We start from the raw sequence: 22,511 nt of genomic DNA, 5'->3' as shown, positions 1-22,511 counted from the left end.
ATGAACAGTAGTGACGACGATGACTGCCTTGCGACAGACGATGATCGAGGCCATGCGGCAGCATGGCTTCTCGCAACGCACCCACACTACCTACCTGACGGTGATCACGGACCTGGCGCGCTATTTCCACCGCCCGCCGGACACCTTGAGCAGCGACGACCTGCAACGTTTCTTCAATCATCTCGTCCAGGAGCGCGGCTTGTCCGCCGCCAGCTGCCGCGTCTACTTGCACGGCGTGCGGTTCCTCTATTTGCAGGTGTTGCACTGGCCTTCGGTTGAGGTATCGCCGGTGGTGCCGAAGACACCGCAGCGAACTCCAGAACTGCTGACCCGCGACGAGGTCAGGCGGATCTTGGCTGCCTGCCACAATCCCAAGCATCGCATGATGCTCGAGCTATGTTACGGCTGCGGACTGCGCGTCAGCGAGGTCTGCCACCTGCGGGTCAGTGACATCGACAGCCAGCGTGGTCAGCTGCGTATCGCTCAGGGCAAGGGCGCGAAGGATCGCATGGTGCTGCTATCGGCGACCCTGCTCGATCGCTTGCGCGAGTACTGGCGTGCCTACCGGCCGTTGACCTGGCTATTTCCGAGTGCCCGGTTCCCGGATCGCGCGCTGCATCCGAGCGCACCGCAGAAGGCCTTTACCCAAGCCAAGCGGCAGGCGGGGGTCGAGCGCATCGGTGGCATCCATAGCCTGCGTCATGCCTATGCCACCCATGTCCTGGAACAGGGCATGCCCGTCCATCAGCTCCAGCGGTTGCTGGGCCACCGCAGCATCCCGTCGACGATGTGCTACCTGCACTGGCTGCCGGGTCAGCAAGGGGCGAGCCAGGGCCATATCGACCTGGTGGCTGGCCTGGAGGTGGGCCATGACTGAGTCCGCCACTCTCCAGCAGGCCCTGAGTCGCTTTCTCGACCCGGCCGGCCTCGATCGCCAGCGCCAACACGTGTGCCGCCATCTGCTCGCCTGTCGCACCGAAGCGATGGGCGGGACGGTCTTGCAGTGCTCGGACTGCGATCACACCCAGCCCCACTACTTCGGCTGTCGCGATCGCCACTGCTCTCAGTGACAGGGCCGCGCCATGCACCAGTGGACCGAACGTCAGCAGGCGAATATCCTGCCCGTGAGCTACTACCACGTCGTGTTCACCCTGCCGCACACCCTCAACGGCTGGGTCCAGCTTCACCCCAAGGTGATTTACCGACTGCTGTTTCAGAGTGCCTGGTACACCCTCAGGTCCTTCGGTCGCGATCCCAAGCGTCTCGGCGGCGAGATGGGCATGAGCGCCGTGCTTCACACCTGGGGCCAGAACCTGAGCCAGCACGTGCACCTGCATTGCCTGGTCCCTGGTGGTGCGCTGGGCGACGATGGTGTCTGGCACGAGGCGCGCAGCCACTATTTGTTCCCGGTGCGGGCTCTGTCGCGCCACTTTCGCGGGCACATGGTTAGTGCCCTGCGTCAGGCCGCCACTGCCGGCGAACTCCACCGGGTCACCCGGTCCGGTGACGTCGATGACCGGCTCAACACTCTGATGGCCACCGAGTGGGTGGTCTACAGCAGGGACTGTCTCGACCACATCGAGACGGTGGTGCGCTACCTGGCGCGCTACACGCGCCGAATCGCCATCAGCAACGCCCGCATTCTCGCCGTGGACGACCACCAGGTGATCCTACGCGTCAAGGATTACCGCGACCGTGACCGGCGTAAACCACTCGTCCTCGATGGTGAGGAGTTCGTGCGCCGCTTCCTGCTCCACGTGTTGCCCAAGGGGCTGATGCGGGTCCGCCACTACGGCTTTCTGGCCAATCGCTGCCGACGGCGACGCCTGGCCCAGATCCGCCAAGCGTTGGCGGTCGCAGAAACAGCACCGGTGGCCGAGACCGCCGCCGGCGACCCGGATCCGATCTACATCTGTCCGCACTGCGGGCAACCGACACTGCGGGTGATCGGGAGCCTCACGCCCCGGCGCCCCATACGTAACCGACCCACTTATCATAGGGCGCAACACTATCGAGTATGAGGTGACGCCAGGCACACAACGGACTCGATCAGATAACGGACTCGGCTACTCGGCCCGAGAGCGGGCTGCGGTTACGCACGTCCTGACGTTGGATTTTGTCCACTAGGCACGCTACGTTGGTGCAGGTTGGGTCCGATGGGAACTGGGATCATGGTCAGCATCACTGCAAGAACGCGTCACAACAGAGCCGCGCCCACGCGCCCTGATGGTTCGTGCTGCACACCGGCCAATACAATACCCTATAGAAGCGGCGTAGCAGCCTGATGGGCGGCTTAGTCCAACAGGCATTTATACGCCATGCTGCGCACGGCGAAGAAATGCTGAACAGTTATGTTCAGCGTGCCCAGCGGCACCGAAGGAGAACTCAATGAGTGATTTTACAGCAGAACCCCCAGCCAACATTGAAGAGATAAAGAAATTGGCTGGCGATAAAACTAGCTATAAGAACAGAAAGTCTGCCGTAGAGGCCTTGGGGAAGCATAAGTGCCAGCAGTCAAAAGATATTCTTTGGCGCTTAATGATCAATGATAAAGTCTACGCTGTTCAGAATGCCGCCTTTTTGAAGCTTCAAGCATTTGGCGAGGATGTAAAGCTCCCTAGAAAAAAGAAAGGTCACTTGGTTAAAGATATCAACAAGAAAATTGGTAGAGTTCGCGACTCTCTCAATGAAGAGTTCACGCCGGAAGAATTCAACGAAAATTTCAGGGCAATGTACCCTGAGGAGTTCGATATCTACTCCTTTGAAAAGAGCGGTAAATTTAATCAGTGGGTGGACAATGTGTTGAAGTCACTGCCTAAAAAATGAACATAACAATGCCATTAAATTGGCTCCCTTCGGTCGCCGGACGCTCGCAAGCTCGCGCCGTTTATGGCGGGCGTTAATCAGCTATGGCTGAACGTCCGCTTCTGGCCGAAAGCAGCCCTGCCAGAAATATAATGACAGGGCGTAAACTGGGCTAGTCTTCCGTCCTCACCAACCACTCTTCAACGGTTTCTGAGCCATGCTCTCGCTTCCACGCCTTCAGTATGTTGTGGTTACCGCCTCGGATCTCTATCACTTCACCGGTGTTAGGGTTCTTGTAAATTTTTAGTTTTCGCTTAGCGCGGCGACCACCGCTTTTAGAGCTAGAAGGTTTTTGGGGAGGCTTCTGCGGATCGAGGAGGCTGATAACGCTGGCAGCTGACTTGTCGAACTCAAGCATCAGAGCTTCAAGTTCACCTTTGAATTGAAATTCAGCCTTTAAGCGATCATCACTCTTGAGTCTATCCAGCTCTTCCTGAACCTGTTTGAGTTGCTGTTCTTTCTGAATATAGGTGGTGAGAATAGACATGGAATCCTCATGCTGGTAAGTAGTAAGGAATTATGATGCCGATGGTTGAGTCAATCAATTCAAGCCCTTTGTAATGATGTTTCTCAGCTCTGATTCTGCACGATGGTTCGTATTTGATGCTATGAGATTTAACTCAGTAGGTCAGAGTTGACAAAAACCAACATTTCCTTATAGGGAGATGGTAAGGAAAATATAGGCTGATTCAGAGCCAAGTGTGCCAATGCAGACTATAAGATCAATTCTGCATATCCTTGGCTTCAGGAAGAAGTGATGCGGGATCACAAGCTAGCACCTCTGCGATCCGGTAGAGCTTCTCAACGGTGATATTGACCTCTCCTCGCTCGATCCGCCCGACGTAGCTTCGGTCGATGTTGCAGACCAGCGCCATAGAATCCTGGGATAGCCCGCAGACCTTCCTCTGACACCGAATACGCTCCCCCAATGCTTTCGCCAAATGATCCATGGCCGCCTCAATTTCATTGAAGGCGGCACTATCAGATGTTTGCGGACAATCAGGCCACGGATTATAATCCTCATTACGCCTTTTTTTCGGATTTTGCCATGAAGAGCAACTCGTTCAATCTCGACAGACGCATATATGAGCTACTGCAGGATGAGAGGTTCGCTCAATTCACCACTCGGGAAATGCGGGATGCCTACGCCTCTCAGCTTGAGGGCATACCTCATAAAACTACCGATGTTCGCCGGTATGTGTATGAGCAGATTCGCCGTATGCTCCGGGTTGGTTGGCTAACCCCTGACGAGGAGCGCCGCAAGCGAGGCCAGATCTATCATCAGTGCCCCATGCCTGAGCACTTGCAGCTGACATTGGTCGATAACGGATTTGAGAAAAGCCAAAAATCCACGCGTAAAGCGGAGCCGGTTTCTCCTGAGCCAGCGCTGGCCGCTACACTTTCCGAAGCCGAGACCGGGGCTTACGAGCGCTTGGAGGCAACTCTCAAAGAAGTCCGCCTGGATTTTCTGGCATCCGTGGGGGAGGCAGAGCGTTACAAGCAGTTGCTCGATGAAATGCCACATCTTCGGAATCACGTAGAGAGCGAATACCGCGAGGCAAGGGACCGTAGCTCGCGTTTGTTGGGGCATGTCCAAGCGATAGAGAAAACGATCAATATGTTGCCTTCGGCATGACATTGCCTGCACTTCGTCAATGGCAGCACCAGTGCATCAAGGCAGCGCTGATCCATTTCGCTACTATTCCGCACTTCCTTTGCCAGGCAACACCGGGTGCCGGTAAGACACGTATGGCAGCGGCTCTCGCTCAATGTCTGTTTGAACAGAACAAGATTGACCTGGTGCTCTGCTTCGCGCCCTCGTGTCAGGTTGTGGACGGGTTTCGGACGACCTTCGCGGAAGTACTGGATAAGCGGCTCGATGGCCTTGTCGGTGCCGTTGGCGGCGCTTACACCTATCAGGCTATGGAGCACAGAGATGATACTTTCTGGCAGCTGCTCGATGAGTATCGTGTGTTCGTCGTGTTTGATGAAATCCACCACTGCGCCGGACATGATCCTCTATTGAGCAATGCGTGGGGGCAGCAAATCCTGCAGAGAATTCAGGATCGTGCTGCCTATACATTAGCGCTCTCGGGTACCCCGTGGCGCTCTGATGACTTGGCCATTGCCCTTGCGCGGTATTCCTCTCCAGAGGGGGAACTGATCTGTGACTATCGTTATGGTCTGAAAGAGGCCATCGCCGATGGGGTCTGCCGCTCCCCACGCATTGCTCTGCTGGATAACCAGAAGGTACAGCTCACCGAAGCGCTGGAGACTGAAAGCACCGTAAAGTTCTTTCCTAGTATCGCCGCGCTGCTAGGGGAGTCACCTATCACTTATGATGACCTGTTGCGTCACGATGATGTGATACATCAGATACTGGGACTGGGTTGTGAGAGGCTGGATGAGATTCGGCGCACCAAGCCGGATGCAGCGGGCCTGGTAGTTACTAGCGATATTGATCACGCTCACCAAGTCTCCCTAGTACTAGAGACGCGGGGAGAGGCGTGTCATGTGGTGACTAACAAGACTCCGGGTGCCCAACAGGTGATCGACACGTTTCGGCACAGTGATTGCCGCTGGATCGTGGCGGTAGGAATGATCAGCGAGGGGACGGATATCCCGCGCCTTCAGGTGTGCTGTTATCTCAGTCGTATCCGCACAGAACTGCACTATCGTCAGGTGTTGGGACGGGTACTGAGACGCATAGGGGAGAACGATGAACAAGCTTGGCTCTTTATGCTGGCAGAGCCCACGCTTCGCTGTTTCGCCGAGCGTATCGCACAGGACCTTCCGGAGGATCTGGCGGTACTGAGCCAGATACAGCCTCCTTCAACACACTCTGATCAGCGCCGTGGTGAAAGTGGAACCACAAATGAACCTGGTGACAAATCAACGGGTGAGCTCGGTGTCTTGGAGGGCAGCCCTTCATCAGATGGGCTTGAGTGCAAATTCGCTGTTACGCCATGCTACCAGGTAAGTTTTTCTCACCATTATCGACAGGTCCTGCTCGCCTGCTTATAGGACCACACTGAACCCTGCCAGTGGTATAGTCAATTGATTTTAAACGAAATTTTAGACTTTTTCGTATACGGCATACAAGGTGCCACTGTGCTGAACTTGTCTCTTGAATTCAGGACCTAAGAGATGAAAAAATGGAAAGTTACCAACTTTATTCGTATGAAAAATGCATTCTGAAGGAGGCGCCTTGGCTTTAGTTACCATCTTTATTTTTTCAGCATGGGTATTTTTTGCCGGGAAATGGGGCTTTCAGGAGTGATTTGTTACCAACTTTATTACCATCCCACAAACGGTTCGTTGAATGCTCTTACGGCAATACCCTAAAGGTTGGATGAAGTGTCCAACCTTTAGGGGCGAGAATGGTTTGCTGGTTAGCATGATGTTCAGTGTTACCCGCCTATTGCTCTACGTTTTCGTTCGCTTCGAGCCTCGCAAGTGGCGAGAGTACCGTGTGCCACACTTTTTCTTCCAAATGCGGCAACTGGCTTTTCTCCAGCTCAGTTAGGCCGTACTCATCCGGGTTTTTCAAAACGTCATGGAATTTGACGATACGGCAGTCGTAGCGATCACTTCATCTTCATTCCCCTCCAGATAATCCTTAAGTTTTTGCAAGATGTCATGGATATTGTCTAAATATGCATCCATCAGCGGGCTCCTTTTTTGTTTGATGGTCTTTTACAGGAGGGTATTTGCTCTTTGAGTACATGGGGGACTTATCCAGCGTACTATCGCGTTAGTGAGAGCGTGTTTATTAACGATACTAACGATTGATACAACTAGAAATAAAAATACGGTGGCGTTACACACACTGGCATCCTGTCTTAAGTAATACCAGCATTGTTATAGCGGCTGAACGACGATCTGATTTTTTAACAGCCATTATTCCTGTGATCTGCTGTCCTGAAAAAAGAAGCGTATGGCCCATTGAATGAGCAAATGTAATAAGTTGTTCGGACACTATAAAACAGCGTTACAAGGTGCGACAATTAGGCGCACCTTGTGAGTCGGCGCTGCGTTGCAGCAGTTTATTAGCGTGCTTATCATGGTGCCACGCTCTCCCCCCACATCTGTCAGGATCACGCTGTCATGAAACCACAAAACGTCCTTGCACCTCGGCTCTCAGCTCGCCGGGTCGCTTGGTTGTTGATTGCTCTCTGTGCTGTTGTCTTTCCTTCCCTCTCTTATGCCGCTGCTGGCCCACTGAATTTAACGCTCTCTCTTGCCGGTATTACGTGTGTGGGTATCTTTGTACTTGCCTATGCTCTGGTAATGTCTGAAGAGCTTCTCCACATGCGTAAATCCAAGCCAGTTCTGGTAGCGGCGGGGCTTATTTGGGCCATTGTGGCATGGGTGTATGTGCAGGCCGGTATGCCTGAAGAGGCAGAAATCGCTTTTCGGGAAACGTTGCTCGAATACACCGAACTATTGCTGTTTTTGCTGGTGGCGATGACCTATATCAACGCCATGGAAGAGCGGCGTATATTTGACGCATTGCGTGCCTGGTTGGTGCGTAAAGGGTTTAGCTACCGCAGCCTTTTTTGGATTACCGGTTTTCTCGCATTTGGTATTTCTGCGATAGCCAATAACATGACCACGGCTATGCTGATGTGCGCGGTAATCCTGAAAGTGGCTGAAGGTGATAACAAGTTTATTAGCCTATGCTGCGTCAACGTGGTGGTGGCTTCCAATGCTGGCGGCGCATTTAGCCCCTTTGGGGATATCACTACGCTGATGGTTTGGCAGGCAGGACAAGTGCCGTTTAGCGGCTTCTTTGTACTGTTATTACCCGCTATCGTTAACTTTATGGTGCCTGCGGTCATCATGAACTTCTTTATTGTTAACCGCCAACCGGCAGCGCTTACTGAAAACGTCTGGCTCAAGCGGGGCGCACGCCGGATCATTGCGCTGTTTTTGCTGACCGTTGCCATCTCCGTACTCTGCCACTCGGTTCTGCACCTGCCGCCTGCAATGGGCATGATGTTTGGTTTAGGACTACTGCAGTTCTTTGGATACTACCTGCGGCGCAGCCTGCCGCGCTCGTTAGAGCGTAAACGGGTACGTTATTCACGCCGCGGCGACTGGAAGAAGCTGGAGCAATTAGGCAGCGTGGTGCCGTTTGATATCTTTAGCCGTATCGCACGTTCTGAGTGGGATACGCTGCTGTTCTTCTACGGCGTCGTACTGTGTGTGGGCGGGCTTGGCTTTATGGGGTATTTAAGCCTGCTGTCTGAAACGCTCTATGGCAGTTGGAATCCCATCTGGGCTAACGTTGTGTTAGGGCTGATTTCAGCCGTGGTGGATAACATTCCAGTCATGTTTGCCGTGCTTTCCATGGCGCCCGATATGTCTGAAGGCAACTGGCTGCTGATTACGCTTACCGCTGGTGTTGGGGGAAGCCTGCTCGCCATGGGGTCAGCGGCTGGCGTTGCCTTGATGGGCCAGGCACGGGGTATTTATACCTTTATGGTTCACTTGCGCTGGGTGCCGGCTATTTTTCTGGGTTATGCCGCGAGTGTAGCGACACACTTATTTATCAACGCCTCCATGTTCTAGTGGTTAGGTGTTAATCTTTAGGGATTAACACGTTATTGATAGAACACTAAAAAACGCCTCTTACCGTTTTTGGTAAGGGGCGTTTTAGATGATAAATACGTTTAACAACAGCTAACGGATACTTTTAAACTTACAGGTCGTGACCGGTAATCACTTGGCAAATATCGGCAAAGCTGCTCGCGACGGGAACCACTGTACTGACTTGCTTACCCACAGTGTTTTGAATATCGGTGGCTGATATTAAGCCACGAATGGTCAGTGCGTTATGGTCGTCGTACTGAGTGATCAACAGGTGCTGTTCAGTCACGTCTTCCATGACCAGGACAAGGTCTTCAATCGTCAGCGCCGAGAGCTGTTCCAGCGTCATCGCACTGAGTTTATCCCAAGAGGTCATGATCATATCCGCGGTTATTTCGTCGCGGTCAAGATTGCGCTGCTGCATGGCCAGGTTAATACGGCGTGTGCCGATCAACTCTTTGGCGGTAAGAATACCGATGCAGTGCTCATTTTTGTCGGTTACAAACAGAAGCCGCACACCGCTATAACGCATTTTGAGATGCGCCTCGTCAACAGGCGTGTCGGCGGCGACTGAATGAGGTTTCAGCGTTTGAAAGTCGGTAAGTACATCCAGCGCTGAACTTTCAGTCGTTAACCGCTTGGCACTCGGCGACTTAAGGCGTGGAGCGGCGCTGAATTTAATTAACGTTTTGGGTGCAAAAGCCACTTGATTCATCAGGGAACCTCCATTTTATTTGGCCAACTGCTTACTGCCAATCAGCCTGGTACCCTCAGAGTCACAGTTAATTCTTATCGGAACCTTAAGGCTTGAAAACTAACTTTGGCCGCTGTGGCGATTAAGCGTGACCTGTACGCGCAAACCGCCCCCTGGCGCATCATCAAATACCAGGCTGCCCGCATGCTGCGCCACTATCCGCTCCACAATGGATAACCCCAATCCTGACCCAGCGCCGGGGCCTGCGCGGTGAAAGCGCTCTGTAACAGCCTTGCGGGCTGATAAAGGAATCCCCGGGCCTTGGTCATCCACCACTAAAATAATGGTGTTCAATTCCGCCTTAAGCTGCACGTGGATAGTTCCTTGAGGGGGAGAGTGCTGAATGGCGTTGCCCACCAGGTTTTGCACGAGTGTTCCCAAGGTGCCAGGGACTTCGTTTAACGCCCACTGGCCTTGTTCATCGGCCTCTAGCTGCAGCGTTTGCTGCTGTTGCTGGGCGAGGGGAAGTAGCTTGGCCAGCGCGTCACGTACCTCAAACAGCGCATCAACAGGGCGTAATGGCAGGCTTGTTTCATCCGGGTCAAGCCTTGCCAGCGTTAACAGCTGGCTGACCAAATGTGTCGAACGGGCAACGCCTTGGCGCAAATAATGAAGCGACTCCTCACGGTCCTGTGGGCTTTCTGCGGCCAAGGCGTTTTGGGCATGAAGGTCGAGTACGGCAAGCGGCGTACGCAGTTCATGGGCGGCATCGGCGATAAAACGTTTTTCGCGCTCGCGTAAACGCTGGATGCGCATCAACAGGCGATTGAGTGCACCGGAAATAGTCGCCAGCTCGTACGGCAGAGGCGCAAGCTTAAGGGGTTGAAGATTATGTGGGTCTCGGTTGCGGATTTGCTCTGCCATTCTCGACAGCGGTGAAAGCCCCCAACCGATGCTCCACCACAATAAAGACGTTAAGACGATTAGCCCCATAAATTCGGGCAGCAGCGTACGCAGCGCTACCCGCCTGACCAAACGTAAGCGGATATCGTCACGCTCACCCACAATGACCCTGCGCCCCTCGGCAAGCGAAAGCGTGTAGGTTTGCCACGTTTGCCCCTGGTACTGTTGCCGGGTGTAGCCACTTTGCGATACGGCAAGCGGCGCTAATGGTGCATCGGTTGAGCGCAGCAGTAGTTCATCGCCTTCCCACAGTTGAAAGACGAGCGCTTCAGGATTGCGCTGCTTGGTTTGCAGCGTATTTTCTACGCTTTGCAGAAGTGCCTGCTGATACGCGGGCGGAATAGGCGCCTGCATGAGCTCACCCAAAAGATGCGCGTGACGGGCAAGGCTTGCATCGTGCAACTGCTGAATTTCGTGCGTGGCGTAACGGTAGCTAACCACGCTAATGACCATAATACTGAGTAGAAACAGCAGCAGTGTGAGCCCTAAGGTTCGCCGGCGGATAGAGTTCACTGTTCGCCTCCCGGCGGCGCTTTATCCATCACATAGCCAATGCCACGTACGGTGCGAATCACCTCAGGGAACAGCTTGCGCCGTAAATGATGAATATGAACTTCAATGGCGTTGCTCTCGACATCCTCATCCCAGCCATAAATCAGGCTGGTCAGTGTATCGCGGGTAAAGACCCTGCCCGGGTGGCCCATAAATTCCTGCAACAGGGTAAATTCGCGCCGTGAAAGGGTAATGACGTTATCCTGATAGCTGACGCTTAGGGTAAGCGGTTCTAGGCGGATGCCGCGACACTCCAGGTAATTATCCAATTGCCCCTGGCTACGCCTTAGCAGTGCCCGTAAACGGGCCTTGAGCTCTTCCACTTCAAAGGGCTTGACCAGGTAATCATCGGCCCCAGCATCCAGCCCTGCTATGCGGTCATTGATACCGTCGCGGGCGGTGAGTACCAATATCGGAATTTGGCTGCCTTGGCGGCGTACCGTCTTGATAATGTGGAGGCCATCCAAACCCGGCAAGCCCAAATCGAGAATGACAGCATCAAACGGCTCAGCCTCTTTTAGTGCCATAAGGGCGCTATTGCCGTTATCCAGGTGATCAACCGTATAGTGTTCCGGCTTGAGCGCCAGGCGAATGCCCGAAGACAAGCTGGCGTCGTCCTCAACCAGCAGTATGCGCATGGTGTTAGTCACTCCTGTAGCAACGGCCCGGTAAGAAGTAACAAAAGGTAGCATCGTTAGGGGGAGTCAGTCAGGATTAACATCAACGAAAGCAACACAGTGGCGCCCTGATTACTAATGAAGCCGACGGTCGATAGTGCATTTGTGAGTATTTGCCCTTCAACGCAGCGTAGGGAAGCCCTGCTTCACTTGGCGGCGGTGCATGAGCCGTCCTTGCAATCGACGCTGCACACCGCCTTAACATCAGCCTCGCAGGCAGCCTGGGACGGGCTATGGGTCTATCAGCAGCACGGCCGTATTAGCGGTGCGCTGTGGGTGCAGCCGCTCGCTCACGCCACCGCACAGCTATGGCTTCCTTGCCAGGATGATCCAGCAAGCCAAGCCTTACTAAGCGCTGCTCATGATTGGGTAACCGCGCAGGAAATAACGCTTTGCCACGTGGTCTTGCCGCCCAGCCACTATGCGTGGGAGGCAACGCTGCTTGCGCATAATATGGTGCGCTTGGCTGAGCTACACTATTTGTCCATTACGCTGGCGGGCACGGAGGCGGTACCTTCAACGGATTCACCAATTCGGCTAGCGCCTTTTAGTGAGCTAAGCGCCGCCGCGCAAACCGCCCTGATCGGTTCCATTAGCCAAGGCTCGCTGGACTGCCCAGCACTGCGAGAATCACTTTCCAGCGAAGCGCTGCTAGCCGGTTTTTATGACCAGGCACCTACGGCGCCGAACCACTGGTACAGCGTTAACCTGGGCGATGAGCAGGTGGGCGTGTTGCTGTTAGCGCCGCGGTCGGCTCACTGCTGGGAGCTTTTATTAATGGGCGTCACGGCGCAATGGCGCAGTAAGGGCATCGGTCGAAACGTGTTAACTGCGGCTTTTAACCTGGCAATTAACCAAGGGGCAAACGAGATGATATTGACCGTCGATGCTCGCAATACGCCCGCTTGGCGCCTTTATCAACAGGCGGGGTTCATCGGTTATGCCGAGCAGCGCCTGCTTGCCTGGAAAAATGCCTAGCTTACCGCTTCAAGCCCATGATGAAGCACGAGAATTTCTCTGTTCGAAAGGTAACATTAAGCCTGCTTTTTTAATTTTTCTTCTATACTGTGAGCGTGGTATTGAGGAATGCTTCTTTTATTCATGGAGGAAACGTTATGAAAATTTTGCTGTGGATTATCATCTTTATTTTTGCCGTGGGGCTTCTTACTCTTACGGGCGTCTTTAAGCTGATCTTCTAACCGTAGGTAGGCCTTTAAATCACCGTTTAGACCCTTTTGTTATTACGTCACCCGATAGGTGACTCTCACCTATCGCCCTCTGGCTATCTGTGAAAAAAAAGATATTATCTCCTAGTATATTTTCCTGGAACACGGTTATCGATACAGGATTAAACGCCGCTATTATGGCGATAAATGCCAAGGGGGCAGGGTGAATTTCAAATGTATACTGGGCGGGATAGTTGCGTTAGGAGTGCTATCGAGCGCCGCGCTTGCTGATGCGGAGGCCGAGGATGCAGCGCTTGCCGAGCGCCTTGCGCCAGTTGGCAAGCTCTGCCTGCAAGGGCAAACATGCCAACGTGCGGTGGCCCAGCCTGAACCTGATGCTTCCTTGCCAGAGGAGCCTGAATCGGAAGATATCGCCGCCCAATACGATGGTGAAGCGCTGTATGCCAGGGCAGGCTGTGGCGCTTGCCACGCGGCAGGCATTGCGGGCGCTCCGGCAACGGGCGATAACGCCGCCTGGACCGCACGGCTTGCTCAAGGCACTGACACGCTTTACGCCAACGCCATTAAGGGGATTGGCGCGATGCCGCCCAAGGGCGGCCGGTTTAATTTCAGCGATGATGAGATCAGGGCAGCGGTCGATTACATGATCGAAGAGGTTGAATAACCTATCCACAAGCGGTTTCGGTGATTCACCTGTGGGTAGTTTGGTCTGGTCGTTACCCCAACAGAGAGCGCAACCCGGCAATTGCATCCTTGCCGCGCGCCTGCTTCTTGTCCGGGTCCTCTTTATCCGCCCGACCTTCCCACTCCAGGTCTTCCCCAGGCAGTTCATCCAGAAAACGGCTGGGCTGGCAATCCATCAGCTCACCGTAGGCTTTGCGCTGGCGGGCAAGCGTGAGCGTGAGCGTACGCCGCGCCCGGGTAATACCCACGTAGGCCAGGCGGCGCTCCTCTTCCACGGTGCCCATTTCAATAGCATTGCGGTGGGGCAGCAGATCCTCTTCAAGGCCCAGTAGGTAAACATGCGGGAACTCAAGCCCTTTTGATGCATGCATGGTGAGCAGCTGTACGCGGTCTGAGTCATCCTCTTCGGCCTGCTGTTCCAGGATATCGCGCAGCACCAGCCGGGAAATCGCCGCCTCCACACTGTCGGTTTCGGTCGCCTCTGAGGCGGTATCCTCTTCCGGGTCACGGTTAAGCGACTTTTCCAACTGGTCGATCAGTATCCACACGTTAGCCATACGCCGTTCAGCAATAGTCGGCGCACTGGCGTTCTGATAAAGCCACGCCTCGTAATCCATATCCCGCAGCATGTCGCGGATGGCGGCAATTGCATCGCCCTGATCCATGCGCTTGCGCACACCGTCAATAAAGTGGGTGAACCGGCTTAACCGCTCGACAGCGCGGGTGGGCAGCGTCTGCTCCAGGCCCATTTCATGACACGCTGCAAACAGGGAAATCGTCCGCTCGGTGGCATAGTTAGCTAGTTTCTCAAGCGTGCCTGGGCCAATCTCACGGCGCGGTACGTTTACTATTCGCAAAAAGGCGTTATCGTCGGCAGGATTAATCAGCAAGCGCAGGTAGGCCATGGCGTCCTTGATCTCATTACGCGAGAAAAACGACGTGCCGCCGGACAGCTTGTAGGGAATTTGGTAATGCTGAAGCTTGAGTTCTAAAAGCCGTGCCTGAAAGTTGCCGCGATAAAGGACGGCAAAGTCGCGCCATTCAGCCTTTTCCTTGATACGCCGGGTCAACATTTCGCTGGCTACGCGTTCAGACTCCGCTTCTTCATGGCGATTCACAATCACCCGAATCGGTGCACCGTCGCCCATATCCGACCACAAGGTTTTATCGTAGACGTGCGGATTATTGGCAATCAGCGTGTTGGCCGCGCGTAGAATTGTCCCGGTCGAACGGTAGTTCTGCTCCAGCTTGATCACCTTTAGGCGCGGAAAGTCCTCGCCCAGCGTGATCAGGTTCTCGGGACGTGCACCGCGCCAAGCGTAGATTGACTGATCATCGTCGCCCACCACGGTAAAGGTCGAGCGCTCGGCCATCAAAAGCTTCACCAGCAAATACTGGGACACGTTGGTGTCCTGGTACTCATCCACCAGCATGTAGTGAATCTTGCGCCGCCAACGCGCCAGTGCCTCAGCGTCGTTTTTCAAGAGCACGACGGGCAGCAGGATCAGGTCATCAAAATCTACCGCGTTGTAGGCTTTTAGATGACGGTTATAGGCTTCATAGACTCGAGCAGCAAAGTGTTCATCGTCATCGGCGGCAAATGAAAGCGCGTCGCTGGGCAACACCAGGTCGTTTTTCCAGGTGGATATTTTGCTCTGCACGGCATTTATCTGCTCGGCGTCGACCAGGGCGTCCTTGTTCATCAGGTCACGCAGCAGCGCCTTGGCATCTTCCGGGTCGAACAGCGAAAACCCCGGCTTGTACCCCAGCGTCTTCAGCTCGCCACGAATAATATTAAGCCCCAGGGTGTGAAAGGTGGAGACGGTAAGGCCATGACCCTCCTTGCCTTTCAACATTTGTCCTACGCGCTCTTTCATCTCGCGGGCGGCTTTGTTGGTGAACGTGACCGCCGCAATCCGGCGCGCACTCATTCCACATTCCTGAACCAGATACGCAATCTTGGTGGTGATAACGCTGGTTTTGCCGGAACCCGCGCCCGCTAATACCAGGCAGGGGCCATCAATGTAGCGCACGGCTTCCTGCTGGCGCGGGTTAAGGCCTTTAATGCGGCTAAGAATGGATTGCGGGGGCGAGGGCGTCATTAGGCACGTTATCCTTGGCGGTTTTTCATCTACAATCAGGCGTTTCTACGCGCATAACATGGATAGGCAGGTGGTGATGTTTGAAGTAGCGCTGTTTGAGCCGCGTATGGCACCCAATACGGGTAATATCATGCGCCTGGTAGCCAACAATGGCTGTCGTTTACATTTAATCGAGCCGCTGGGCTTTGATCTTGAAGAAAAAAAGCTGCGCCGTGCTGGGCTTGATTACCGCGATCTGGCTAATGTGACGCGTCATGCTGATTTTGCTGCGTTTCAAAACGCCATGCCGGGGCGACGTATCTGGGCGATTACCACCAAGGGTACACGGCCCCACAGCGAGGCAGACTTTGCGGCTGGCGATGTACTGCTGTTTGGTTCTGAAACGGCTGGTCTCTCTGCCGAGGTGCATCAGGCGCTGCCAGACGCCCAAAAGCTACGCATTCCCATGCAGCCCAATAATCGCAGCCTAAACCTTTCCAACGCGGTGGCTATTGTGAGCTATGAAGCGTGGCGCCAGCAAGGTTTTGCTGGCGCACTTGCTACTTAGCTAGGCGGCAATACCATAGCGGTCACGATAAGCGCGCACGGCTTCTGCATAGGCGAGCATTTCGCCACCAGCATGCTCTTCAAGGTAAGTAAGCACTTGCTCAAGCGTGACGATGCTCACCACTGGCATGCCATACTCGGCCTGGACTTCCTGGATGGCGCTCTGCTCGCCTTGGCCGCGCTCCTGACGGTCCAGGGCAATGATTACGCCGCCTGCCCGGGAGCCGCTTTGCTCAATTAGGCTCATGACTTCGCGGATGGCCGTACCGGCGGTAATCACATCATCAATGATCAGGATATCGCCCGCCAGTGGCGCACCCACAATGTTGCCGCCTTCGCCGTGGGTTTTGGCTTCCTTACGATTAAACGCGTAGGGCATGTCCTGGTCATGATGATCCGCCAGTGCCGCAGCGGTCACTGCCGCCAGTGGAATGCCTTTGTACGCTGGGCCAAACAGCACATCGGCTTTCAAACCGCTGTCGACAATGGCCTGAGCATAAAAACGGCCTAACTTGGCCAGCGCGCGGCCGGTCTGGAATAGCCCAGCGTTAAAAAAGTAAGGGCTTACTCGCCCAGATTTAAGCGTAAACTCACCAAACTTGAGAACGCCCTGCTCAATGGCAAAGGCGATGAATTCGCGCTGATAGGATTGTAGAGTGGTAGCCACGGCGTTCCTCATTAGGCGGTGGGTGCATGTCAGCCTGAAGGCAACAATAAAACGCAGGTAAATAGCAAGAAATGGTTGGTCTCTTTACCCAAACGTCTAAACGTCGGGTATCATACAGCAGCGACGCAAAAGGGACGATTTATGAAAATTGCCAGCATCAATGTTAATGGTATACGTGATGCCGTCGACCGTGGCTTCCTGGACTGGCTGGCTCAGCAGGACGCCGATGTGGTCTGCGTGCAGAACATCAAGGCAAAAAGTTTTGAATTAGGTGACCATATTCTTTATCCGGAAGGCTATGAAGGCTATTTCCTGGATGCAGAAGAAGATGGGTTCTCCGGTGTTGGGCTTTACTGCCGCAAAATCCCCAAGGCGATCATGTATGGCCTGGGTTTTCCGCAGTGCGATCATGAAGGGCGCTTTCTGCAGGCGGATTATGACCGCTTCAGCATTGCCACCTTTTTGATGCCTGATGGCAGCGACCAGAAAGCCAAACAGGCGTTTATGGAGCAGTACCAGGAGTACCTGACGAAGATGTCGCGCAAACGTCGCGAATACATCATCTGTGGTACCTGGAATGTGGCCCATAAAACGGTCGATTTGGCCAATTGGTCGGATAACCAGCTCACCTCCGGTTTCCGCCCCGAAGAGCGCGCTTGGATGGATCAGGTGCTCGGCCCAACAGGGTTTATCGACACCTTCCGCGAAATCAATCGCGATGCTGGTGAATACACCTGGTGGCCGAAGCTTGACCAGGAGGTGCCACGCAGCCGTCAGGAAGGCTGGCGGATCGATTATCAGTTAGTCGGTCCCAACTTCCGTCGTCACGTGGTCGACGCATGGATCGATAAAGAGGCAACTTTCTCCGAGTACGCCCCGCTAATTGTCGAGTACGATCTCGCCCTTTAAGCATCTTTCCCGCGTCGTCGTTAACCAATGAGCCGACCATGGTCGGCTCATTGCGTTGGCGATTAAACGGCCTAACCGCGAATACCCAGCGCCTCACGCTGATGCTCAAGTAGCTCAGAACCCGCTTTTTCGGCCAGGTCCAGCATGGCGTTTAGCTCCGTGCGGTTAAACGCGCCTGCCTCAGCTGTGCCTTGTACTTCAATCAGCTCGCCGCTTTCGGTCATCACCACGTTCAAATCGGTATCGGCCTTGCTGTCCTCGGGGTAGTCAAGATCCAGCACCGGCATGCCTTTATAGACACCCACTGAAATCGCGCTGACCAACTGTTTGAAAGGATCGCTTTTAATCTTCTTCTCACGCTGCAGATAACGAATGGCATCCACCAGCGCGACACAGCCACCCGTAATTGATGCAGTACGCGTGCCGCCGTCTGCCTGAATGACATCGCAGTCCACGGTGACCGTGAATTCGCCCATCTTTTTCAGGTCGACCGCTGCCCGCAGGCTCCGACCAATCAAGCGCTGAATTTCCAGCGTGCGGCCACCCTGTTTGCCACGTGTCGCCTCACGCCCACTGCGTGAGTGGGTCGCACGGGGCAGCATGCCGTATTCTGCGGTGATCCAGCCCTGGTTTTTGCCGCGCAGCCAGCGCGGTACGCCCATTTCTACGCTGGCATTACACAGCACTTTGGTATCGCCAAACTCAACCAGTACGGAGCCTTCCGCATGACGGGTATAGTCGCGGGTCAGGCGGATCTCACGCAGCTGGTTGGCCTCGCGACCACTGGGGCGAACAACTTCAGGACGCATAGCACCTCACAAAAAGCACTTCACAAAAAGCGCATAACTAGGAAAAGCCTTCCATTGTACACGTCTTAACGTTCAAGCCTGCCCTTATCGGGTAGACTGAGGAAAACGCGTTCTCAAAGGATAATCACCATGGCCACTTTACGTCGCGTACACAGCATGACCGCCTTTGCCCGTGTTGAGGAGGCTGCTTCCTGGGGCACGCTGCACGTCGAAATTCGCTCGGTGAACCAGCGTTACCTGGAACCGCATTTTCGGCTACATGAAAGCCTGCGCGATCTCGAGCCGATACTCCGTGAAGCCCTGCGAACCCGCTTGGCGCGAGGCAAAGTAGAGTGCAGCATACGCTTTGAAAGCTCAGAAACCGTACAGGCCCCTACGGTAAATACTGCACGCCTGGCTGCGATTTCTGATGCACTTACGACTATCCAGCAGCACGTGCCCAGCGCCGTACCGCCCACCACACTTGAGCTTTTAAACCAGCCTGGCGTGATGGAAACCCAACACCTGGATCAGCTCGCCATCAAAGCCGCTGCCAAAACGTTGTTTGAGCAAGCGCTGGAGGAACTCATCGATGCCCGAGCCCGTGAAGGCGGCAAACTTGCCGAAGTGATTAGCACGCGCCTTACCGCGGTAAGCGAACAGGTCGCAACCGTCAAAAGCCTGCTACCCCAGCTATTAGAGCGCCAACGTGCCCAACTGCTGGAGCGTCTGGATATAGCCAAAACGGAACTCGACCCCCAGCGCCTGGAAGCTGAGCTGGTACTGGTTGCCCAAAAAGCCGATGTAGACGAAGAGCTCGACCGTCTCACGGCCCATGTTGAAGAAGTCAGCCGCCAGCTCACTCAAGCCGGTCCTAAAGGCCGCCGTCTGGATTTTTTGATGCAGGAGCTAAACCGCGAAGCCAATACGCTTTCATCCAAATCCATTGTGGCCGAAAGCACCCGCTGTGCGGTAGAGCTTAAAGTGCTGATTGAGCAGATGCGTGAGCAGATTCAGAATATTGAGTGATGTCGACGCTTGTCTACCATGATCCAGCTTAAGCCACCGCTAGGTGGGTATTAAACCCGCATTGACGCCGCGAGCGTCTATCCGCGAGAAGTGCTAGCCGCGCTGGCCTACAACGCGTCTGCCGTGATACTTGATACACCACCACCCCAGTGGTGACCCAGAACCAAGTGGCTCAGATAGGCAAATCAATGAGCGTCTAAAGGAAGCTCCGGGGCTGATGGATATTAAGGTGATTGATCATGTAGTGGTGGGAAGTGATGGGTGTAAGTCATTTGCGAAGATGGGATATTTGTAACTGATTAACTCTAAATGTGGCGCCGCTCCTGGGGGGCGATCCCATCTGTTGAGCTGTTTGTTTTGGCTAATATTCATAACCGACAAGAAGCCTTTTGCCTGCTCTGAGACGTCATCTTGAGCGCCGTATTTACCGCCATCGGCCTAGTCGTTGATGGCACTCGTTTTCCGGTAGCCTGGCACCCGCTTTTAGCATTGATCCCAAAGAGTCGGCCAGTTGGCTTGGCGAAAGAAAGGCATGAGCTTCCAGCTCATCTAATATCCAAAGTACACCACGAACCTCTAGTTTGCTTTGTTGCCCTGATTTTCTGAGCGCGCCGTCATTGGTCAGCAGCGTCCAGCCTCTTTCCTTGGCTAGGAAGTAGCACGACACATCCGCTAGTGAGGAATTACCCAATGTTTGGCGTAGCGTAAAAAGCGTTGCAACTTCCTCACCATTGAATGCCTCAACTACAAGGCCTAATCCCGTTAACTCTTGGCCAGGGGGCTTTTTCAACTCCCGCCACACAAAATCGGTGGTGACGAACTGGTGAGGTAGGGCAAACACGGTTTCAAGCAGGCCACTGCGGTGAAGATCTATCCAGATATTGGTATCAGAGACAAGAATTTTCGCTGACATGTTCACTGTCACCTGCCTGTCCGTTTGCCATTATTTCCTCAATCTCGCCGAGGCTTACACTGAGTAACTCCGCTGCTCTTGAAGGAGTAACCAGTCCTTCAGCCAGCGCCCTGTAAACCAATTGCTTCAGGCGATAGGATTTTTCAGGCTCTTGTCGACCTGGTTCACTTTTTCGAAAACCCTTCATCGACCATAGGCGAAAAGTGCTCTGATAAAAGCTCGAACTAACGATATCCAGGTCATATAATCGGCGCAAAGTGGCTTGAATAGAAATACCCCACTCCTCCTTGGCCAAAAGAAACTCTTGGAACAGCACCCGTTTGCGGTGCTCACCAAAGGTGACGCGCACTTGATTTGCAGGAAAGAGAAACGCCCCAGCAAAGCGGTGGCACCAGTTTTCTTCATCCCGAGTGCCATGAAGCTCCTCAGGTAATGACATAACCAAATGTCCTAGCTCATGGGCGAGATTAAAACGCTGACGTTCACCAGGACGCTCAGTATTACTGACAATAACGGCATCCGCGCCATCGTTGACGAGGGCGCAAAGCCCATCAAATTTCTCGTGAGCCTGAAGACTGACGACTTTAATGCCATTTTCTTCCAGGGTTTCAGTCAGATTGGCAATGGGGTTTAGCCCAAGCTGCCATTCTTCGCGCAGTTTATTAGCTGCCTGTTCAACCTCATCGATATTGGATACGGAAAAACGCTGATGCCATTTGGAAAATTCATCAGGTGATTGGCCGGTTTGGAACAGGCTCTCTGCCGCTAAATAGCGCTCAAGGTGCTCACGCACTTGCTCCTTGACGGCTTCTTGCTGGCGTTTTCCGAAGGCAGAGTGCTTACGGAAGTCTACTTTTCCCAGCTTTACTGAGTCTGAACGGAAAAAATACTCAGGGTTAACCCCAAGTGCGTCCGCTAGTTGGATCAAGCGAGTCGAATTGGGCGCGTCCTTGCCCTGTTCATATTTCGACAGAGCTTGCTTGGTTATGCCCCCCAGCAGATCGGCTAATTGCTGCAAGGTCATATTCTTAAGGACACGCGCACGATGTATACGATCATGCAGCATGATTTTCTACCTTATTTTAAGGTGGTTTAAGTTGACAATATGGTGATTGGGTTGGCGCCTGTCAACCTAATATGTAGGTTTAAACATAGAGACACTACATATAGTGGCTTCCTTACTAGAAAACTACTGCGAGAGAGACAAGGAAGCTGTCGTCGTAGTGCTCGAAAGCGGAGCCGGTGTTGTATGGCGGATCGATATAGATGCACTTAACCTGCCCAGCATAGTAGGGCAGCAGTGCCTTAAGAGCGTCGAGGTTATCGCCCTAGATGAGCATGTTTCCTGAATTCTGGTCACCGTAGCCAAGCTTGGGCTCTTCCTCCATCAAGCGATAGGGCACCTTTTCAACGGCGCGCACGTCTTCGTCTCGGGTTAACATCGCAGTATGGGCATGTATGTACTTGTGTATTCCTTAGCAGCGTGTGACTTGGGCTGGGCTCTTGGCCACATAATACCCTTTGTGGGGGACAACATCTAAAGCGACTAGCGTGTCCTGTTCAGCAGGCTAGAGAATGAGTTTTACGTGGATAACAGGAAAAAACGGGCCTATAATCTGCTTTACCGAATCGGCGCCTTGGAGGCAATCGTGAGCCAAAAAGAAACGAACAGAGAAGAACTATGCCGCTTTATTTGCCAGCAACTACCTCGTCATCATCTAAATCAATTGCTTGAAGGCATTGAAGTAGCTTTTAAGAATAGCGACAGCCACCTTAAAGAGACTTTCAAGTATGTACCGCTGGCTGGTCCAGGGCCGCAGTTACATCATTACACGGTGCAAGAGGCTATTCTTGGTTTGCAGGGCGATGAAAGCTTCGAAGTGAGCAATTATTCTACTCGCCCAGCAGGCGGGCACTATGCGCTCATTCAGGCTGGTTCTCTTTTAATTACTACCAGTGTCGTGACAAAGGATAAAGCGCAGCCTACTTCGGCTAAATATCGGCGTGAGTTCAGCGCTATTAACGAAAAGCTGGAAGCGCAGCATCCTGACTTGTTTCAATCTGCCACGCCTCCTCTCGGCCCGAATGATGACTCTTTGCACGCTTTATTACTGCCTTATACAGCAAAATGGACAGAAGGTGACCACAGTTCTCCCTTAGGCATCGTTGTAGCCGTTCCATTCAGTGATCCAAGCGCAGGGTTTCACTTGCGAATTAGTGCTGATGAGCTTTTACAGTATTACGACGAAATAGATGGTCTCGGTGATGTTGCTTATCCGAAACTGCGTGCTAGCATGCGTCGCGATGAGGAACGAGACCAACACGAAGGTGGAAGCGAGTGAC

General features: G+C 53.7%; 22 protein-coding genes and 2 pseudogenes. 13 read left to right on the top strand and 11 right to left on the bottom strand.

Annotated elements, in window-relative coordinates; genetic code table 11:
• Positions 1-19: 19 nt before the first annotated feature.
• From ACT3R4_RS04315 to ACT3R4_RS04305, 3 genes and pseudogenes are all read left to right on the top strand, one after another.
• Positions 20-877 (top strand): tyrosine-type recombinase/integrase, encoded by an 858-nt coding sequence (locus ACT3R4_RS04315; RefSeq protein WP_441677736.1) that lies wholly within the window; start codon positions 20-22, stop codon positions 875-877.
• Positions 870-2,021, top strand: a pseudogene (locus ACT3R4_RS04310) (IS91 family transposase). The gene ACT3R4_RS04315 and the pseudogene ACT3R4_RS04310 overlap by 8 nt, the downstream one beginning before the upstream one ends.
• 367 nt (positions 2,022-2,388) lie before the next feature.
• Positions 2,389-2,826 carry a HEAT repeat domain-containing protein gene (locus ACT3R4_RS04305; protein WP_441677602.1) on the top strand — a complete coding sequence of 146 codons (438 nt, stop codon included), beginning with the start codon at positions 2,389-2,391 and terminating at the stop codon, positions 2,824-2,826.
• Between the two features lie 151 nt (positions 2,827-2,977).
• Here the strand turns inward: ACT3R4_RS04305 and ACT3R4_RS04300 are convergent, their stop codons facing one another.
• A complete protein-coding gene (locus ACT3R4_RS04300) occupies positions 2,978-3,352 on the bottom strand; it encodes a histone-like nucleoid-structuring protein, MvaT/MvaU family (RefSeq protein WP_441677604.1) in 375 nt (124 codons plus the stop codon).
• 235 nt (positions 3,353-3,587) lie between these two features.
• Complete coding sequence (locus ACT3R4_RS04295; RefSeq protein ID WP_441677606.1) at positions 3,588-3,815, bottom strand: helix-turn-helix domain-containing protein; 228 nt, start codon at positions 3,813-3,815, stop codon at positions 3,588-3,590.
• Positions 3,816-3,913: 98 nt separating this feature from the next.
• On the opposite strand from ACT3R4_RS04295, the gene ACT3R4_RS04290 reads away from it, so the two are divergent.
• The 3 genes from ACT3R4_RS04290 (at position 3,914) to nhaD (ending at position 8,439) form a co-directional block, all read left to right on the top strand.
• Complete coding sequence (locus tag ACT3R4_RS04290; protein ID WP_441677608.1) at positions 3,914-4,501, top strand: VspR family transcription factor; 588 nt, start codon at positions 3,914-3,916, stop codon at positions 4,499-4,501.
• Complete coding sequence (locus ACT3R4_RS04285) at positions 4,498-5,889, top strand: DEAD/DEAH box helicase (RefSeq protein WP_441677610.1); 1,392 nt, start codon at positions 4,498-4,500, stop codon at positions 5,887-5,889. Before ACT3R4_RS04290 ends, ACT3R4_RS04285 begins: the two co-directional genes overlap by 4 nt.
• A 1,083-nt stretch (positions 5,890-6,972) precedes the next feature.
• Positions 6,973-8,439 (top strand): sodium:proton antiporter NhaD, encoded by a 1,467-nt coding sequence (gene nhaD / locus ACT3R4_RS04280; protein WP_172118710.1) that lies wholly within the window; start codon positions 6,973-6,975, stop codon positions 8,437-8,439.
• Between the two features lie 130 nt (positions 8,440-8,569).
• Here the strand turns inward: nhaD and ACT3R4_RS04275 are convergent, their stop codons facing one another.
• The 4 genes and pseudogenes from ACT3R4_RS04275 to ACT3R4_RS04260 form a co-directional block, all read right to left on the bottom strand.
• Positions 8,570-9,172 (bottom strand): CBS domain-containing protein, encoded by a 603-nt coding sequence (locus ACT3R4_RS04275; protein ID WP_087110219.1) that lies wholly within the window; start codon positions 9,170-9,172, stop codon positions 8,570-8,572.
• A gap of 99 nt (positions 9,173-9,271) precedes the next feature.
• On the bottom strand, positions 9,272-9,787 hold the full coding sequence (locus ACT3R4_RS04270) for a sensor histidine kinase (protein WP_441676455.1): 516 nt from the start codon (positions 9,785-9,787) through the stop codon (positions 9,272-9,274).
• 24 nt (positions 9,788-9,811) lie between these two features.
• Positions 9,812-10,567 (bottom strand): annotated as a pseudogene (locus ACT3R4_RS04265) (sensor histidine kinase N-terminal domain-containing protein); the annotation flags it as partial.
• A gap of 56 nt (positions 10,568-10,623) precedes the next feature.
• Complete coding sequence (locus ACT3R4_RS04260; RefSeq protein WP_193056922.1) at positions 10,624-11,304, bottom strand: response regulator; 681 nt, start codon at positions 11,302-11,304, stop codon at positions 10,624-10,626.
• Between the two features lie 117 nt (positions 11,305-11,421).
• On the opposite strand from ACT3R4_RS04260, the gene ACT3R4_RS04255 reads away from it, so the two are divergent.
• Together ACT3R4_RS04255 and ACT3R4_RS04250 are read left to right on the top strand one after the other, a co-directional pair.
• Positions 11,422-12,321, top strand: coding sequence for a GNAT family N-acetyltransferase (locus tag ACT3R4_RS04255; RefSeq protein ID WP_193056923.1), 900 nt, complete (start codon positions 11,422-11,424; stop codon positions 12,319-12,321).
• A gap of 411 nt (positions 12,322-12,732) precedes the next feature.
• Entirely contained in the window at positions 12,733-13,194 is a 462-nt protein-coding gene (locus ACT3R4_RS04250) for a c-type cytochrome (RefSeq protein WP_441677612.1), read from the top strand.
• 52 nt (positions 13,195-13,246) lie between these two features.
• On the opposite strand, the gene rep is transcribed toward ACT3R4_RS04250, so the two are convergent.
• Positions 13,247-15,316, bottom strand: coding sequence for a DNA helicase Rep (rep, locus tag ACT3R4_RS04245; RefSeq protein WP_441677614.1), 2,070 nt, complete (start codon positions 15,314-15,316; stop codon positions 13,247-13,249).
• A 76-nt stretch (positions 15,317-15,392) separates the two neighbouring features.
• Between rep and ACT3R4_RS04240 the strand changes: the two genes are divergently transcribed.
• Positions 15,393-15,863: a tRNA (cytidine(34)-2'-O)-methyltransferase gene (locus ACT3R4_RS04240; protein ID WP_193056952.1), complete on the top strand. Its 471-nt coding sequence runs from the start codon at positions 15,393-15,395 to the stop codon at positions 15,861-15,863.
• Here the strand turns inward: ACT3R4_RS04240 and pyrE are convergent, their stop codons facing one another.
• Positions 15,864-16,529, bottom strand: coding sequence for an orotate phosphoribosyltransferase (gene pyrE / locus ACT3R4_RS04235; protein WP_193056925.1), 666 nt, complete (start codon positions 16,527-16,529; stop codon positions 15,864-15,866).
• A 141-nt stretch (positions 16,530-16,670) separates the two neighbouring features.
• Between pyrE and ACT3R4_RS04230 the strand changes: the two genes are divergently transcribed.
• Positions 16,671-17,438 (top strand): exodeoxyribonuclease III, encoded by a 768-nt coding sequence (locus tag ACT3R4_RS04230; RefSeq protein WP_172118705.1) that lies wholly within the window; start codon positions 16,671-16,673, stop codon positions 17,436-17,438.
• Positions 17,439-17,509: 71 nt separating this feature from the next.
• Here ACT3R4_RS04230 and rph read toward each other — a convergent pair whose 3' ends face one another.
• A complete protein-coding gene (gene rph / locus ACT3R4_RS04225) occupies positions 17,510-18,247 on the bottom strand; it encodes a ribonuclease PH (protein WP_441677616.1) in 738 nt (245 codons plus the stop codon).
• Between the two features lie 129 nt (positions 18,248-18,376).
• On the opposite strand from rph, the gene ACT3R4_RS04220 reads away from it, so the two are divergent.
• The gene (locus tag ACT3R4_RS04220; RefSeq protein ID WP_441677618.1) at positions 18,377-19,255 is read left to right on the top strand and encodes a YicC/YloC family endoribonuclease; all 879 of its coding nucleotides are present in this window, start codon (positions 18,377-18,379) and stop codon (positions 19,253-19,255) included.
• Positions 19,256-19,385: 130 nt separating this feature from the next.
• Positions 19,386-19,550 (top strand): JAB domain-containing protein, encoded by a 165-nt coding sequence (locus ACT3R4_RS04215; RefSeq protein ID WP_441316934.1) that lies wholly within the window; start codon positions 19,386-19,388, stop codon positions 19,548-19,550.
• Positions 19,551-19,679: 129 nt separating this feature from the next.
• On the opposite strand, the gene ACT3R4_RS04210 is transcribed toward ACT3R4_RS04215, so the two are convergent.
• The gene (locus tag ACT3R4_RS04210) at positions 19,680-20,168 is read right to left on the bottom strand and encodes a PIN domain-containing protein (RefSeq protein WP_192526792.1); all 489 of its coding nucleotides are present in this window, start codon (positions 20,166-20,168) and stop codon (positions 19,680-19,682) included.
• Positions 20,143-21,234: a helix-turn-helix domain-containing protein gene (locus ACT3R4_RS04205; RefSeq protein ID WP_192526793.1), complete on the bottom strand. Its 1,092-nt coding sequence runs from the start codon at positions 21,232-21,234 to the stop codon at positions 20,143-20,145. Before ACT3R4_RS04205 ends, ACT3R4_RS04210 begins: the two co-directional genes overlap by 26 nt.
• Positions 21,235-21,754: 520 nt before the next feature.
• On the opposite strand from ACT3R4_RS04205, the gene ACT3R4_RS04200 reads away from it, so the two are divergent.
• Positions 21,755-22,510, top strand: a complete 756-nt coding sequence (locus ACT3R4_RS04200) for a hypothetical protein (protein WP_192526794.1) — start codon at positions 21,755-21,757, stop codon at positions 22,508-22,510.
• Position 22,511: the final 1 nt, after the last annotated feature.

It is taken from the genome of Halomonas sp. AOP7-E1-9 (assembly GCF_052376035.1).
GTDB classification, from domain to species: Bacteria; Pseudomonadota; Gammaproteobacteria; order Pseudomonadales; family Halomonadaceae; genus Vreelandella; species Vreelandella citrativorans.
Note: the sequence above shows the minus strand (reverse complement) of the source record. Positions and strands in the feature narration are given on the sequence as shown.